Annotated in this window: 3 protein-coding genes; all 3 read left to right on the top strand. The window is 69.5% G+C overall.

All coding sequences use genetic code 11. From position 1 onward, the window contains the following. A partial coding sequence (locus QH283_RS29090) for an NUDIX hydrolase (RefSeq protein ID WP_280506125.1) occupies nucleotides 1–588 on the top strand: 588 nt, incomplete at its 5' end. 434 nt (nucleotides 589–1,022) lie between these two features. Next, the gene (gene pdxS, locus QH283_RS29085) at nucleotides 1,023–1,943 is read left to right on the top strand and encodes a pyridoxal 5'-phosphate synthase lyase subunit PdxS (protein WP_280506124.1); all 921 of its coding nucleotides are present in this window, start codon (nucleotides 1,023–1,025) and stop codon (nucleotides 1,941–1,943) included. A gap of 106 nt (nucleotides 1,944–2,049) precedes the next feature. Beyond that, nucleotides 2,050–2,776, top strand: a 727-nt coding sequence (locus QH283_RS29080; RefSeq protein WP_280506123.1) for an acyl-CoA thioesterase, incomplete at its 3' end; no start/stop codon positions are given.

Genomic DNA, 2,776 nt, shown 5'->3' with positions numbered 1-2,776 from the left:
CGGCTGCTGCACCTCGGCGGCACCGCGCCGCTGCCGACCTACTTCGAGATCGCCGAGCGGGTCACCCCGGCGGCGTCCATCGGCCTGGCCGTCGACACCGTGCGCACCTCCGCGCGGGTGGTGCTGCTCGACGAACTGGACCGCATCCTGCTCATGCGCGGCAGCGACCCCAAGACCCCGGACTCCCCGTTCTGGTTCACCATCGGCGGTGGCGTTGAACCGGGGGAGAGCCTGCGCGCGGCCGCGGTGCGCGAGCTGTGGGAGGAGACCGGCTACACCGCCGACCCGGACGCGCTGCGCGGACCCATCTGGCGGCGGGTGGCGGTGTTCCCCTTCGACGGCGAGCTGATCCGCGCCGAGGAACTGTTCTTCGCGCTGCGGGTGCCCGCCTACGAGCCGAAGCCCGCCGACCCGTCCTCCTGGGAGAAGCGCTGCGTCACCGCGCACCGCTGGTGCGCCGCGGCCGACATCAAGGCGCTGGAGGCCTCCGGCGAGCCGGTGTACCCCTTCGACCTGGACGGCCTGATCGCCGAGGCGGCCGAAGTCGCTTCCGGCACTACCGATCCCGTGGTCCGCTCGATCCGCTGAGTCCGCCGTGAGGCGGTGTGATGCGCTTCACGATCGTGCTGGTTTCGGACTGGTTCGCCGGTCCATCGGGTAGTCCGTTCACGGGGCCGCGCATCCGGCGCGGGACCGACCCGCGAGCATGCCGCGCACGCTCGATGTCGCGGCTTATGTGGAGGTGGCTCTACCCATGTCGTACCTGCTCTACGACTTCCTTCTGCCCATCCTCGGCCCTTCGGTCGCCCAGTACTGGGCGCAGCTGCTGGTCGTCGGACCGCTCTGAGTCCGGCGGCGCGTCGCCCGGGCGATCATCCCTCGGCCGGGTAGTCCGGCGATGTGCCGCCCGGACCCGCGGTGGCCTGCGCCACCAGACCAGTGGTGCTCGACTGGCTATCAACTGGCATGCTCCGCGCGCCTAGAATTCGGGGCGTTCCCACCGAGCGATCCGATTGGCGCACATGACCCAGGAGAATGCCGTGACCATGCCCGAGACCACCCAGACCGTCGGCACCGCCCGCGTGAAGCGCGGTATGGCCGAGATGCTCAAGGGCGGCGTCATCATGGATGTCGTCACGCCCGAGCAGGCCAAGATCGCCGAGGACGCGGGCGCGGTCGCGGTCATGGCGCTGGAACGGGTGCCCGCCGACATCCGTGCGCAGGGCGGCGTGTCCAGGATGAGTGATCCTGACATGATCGACGGCATCATCGAGGCGGTGTCCATCCCGGTGATGGCCAAGGCGCGCATCGGCCACTTCGTCGAGGCGCAGATCCTGCAGAGCCTCGGCGTGGACTACATCGACGAGTCCGAGGTGCTCACCCCGGCCGACTACAGCAACCACATCGACAAGTGGCAGTTCACCGTGCCCTTCGTCTGTGGCGCGACCAACCTGGGTGAGGCGCTGCGCCGCATCACCGAGGGCGCGGCCATGATCCGCTCCAAGGGCGAGGCAGGCACCGGCGACGTCTCCAACGCCACCACCCACATGCGCAAGATCCGCCAGGAGATCCGCAGGCTGTCCTCGTTGCCCGAGGACGAACTGTTCGTGGCGGCCAAGGAGCTGCAGGCGCCCTACGAGCTGGTCCGTGAGGTCGCCGAGACCGGCAAACTGCCGGTGGTGCTGTTCACCGCGGGCGGCATCGCCACCCCGGCCGACGCGGCCATGATGATGCAGCTGGGCGCCGAGGGCGTGTTCGTCGGCTCCGGCATCTTCAAGTCCGGTAACCCGGCTCAGCGGGCGGAGGCCATCGTCAAGGCCACCACCTTCTACGACGACCCGGACGTGCTGGCCAAGGTCTCGCGCGGCCTGGGCGAGGCGATGGTCGGCATCAACGTCGAGGAGATCCCGCAGCCGCACCGGCTCGCCGAACGCGGCTGGTGACACCCGTCCGCCGCTGAAGACCCGCGAACAGCCCGTGCCCTGACGCACGGGCTGTTCGGCGTCTCGGTGCCGGGCGGGCAAACCCGCTCGGGTTAGTCTCGGGGGTATGGCGACCATCGAGGAAGCGCTGGAGATCGAGCGCATCGAGCGTGACATCTTCCGTGGCGCGTCGACCGAGACTCAGCTGCAGCGCACGTTCGGGGGCCAAGTCGCCGGGCAGGCCCTCGTCTCCGCGGTGCGCACGGTGGAGCCGCGTTTCCAGGTGCACTCCCTGCACGGCTACTTCCTTCGCCCGGGCAACCCGCAGCAACAGACCGTCTACCAGGTGGAGCGGATCAGGGACGGGCGCTCGTTCTGCACCAGGCGGGTCACCGGCATCCAGGACGGCCAGGCCATCTTCACCATGTCGGCCTCCTTCCACCTCGGCGACGAGGGCCCGGTGCACCAGGACGACATGCCGCCGGTGGCCTCGCCGGAAGAGCTGCTCGACACCCAGGAGACCATGAGCCCGGAGCGGCTGTGGGCGCTGCGCGAGTGGGAGCACTGGGACATCAGGATGGTTCCGCAGGAGAAGCTGGTTCGCCGCGAGGGCGTGGCCGCCCAGCAGCAGGTGTGGTTCCGCTACCGCAGGCCGCTGCCCGACGACCCGCTGTTCCACGTCTGCACCCTGGCCTACATGAGCGATATGACGCTGCTCGGCTCGTCGAAGGTCATCCACCCGGACGAGCCCACCCAGAACGCCTCGCTCGACCATGCCATGTGGTTCCTGCGCCCCTTCCGTGCCGACGACTGGCTGCTCTACGACCAGTCCTCGCCCTCGGCCGGTTTCGGCC

The sequence above is a fragment of the Nocardia farcinica genome (assembly GCF_029867845.1).
Taxonomy (GTDB): domain Bacteria; phylum Actinomycetota; class Actinomycetes; order Mycobacteriales; family Mycobacteriaceae; genus Nocardia; species Nocardia farcinica_A.
The sequence above is the reverse complement of the archived record's forward strand: the minus strand, read 5'-3'. Positions and strand labels throughout refer to the sequence as shown.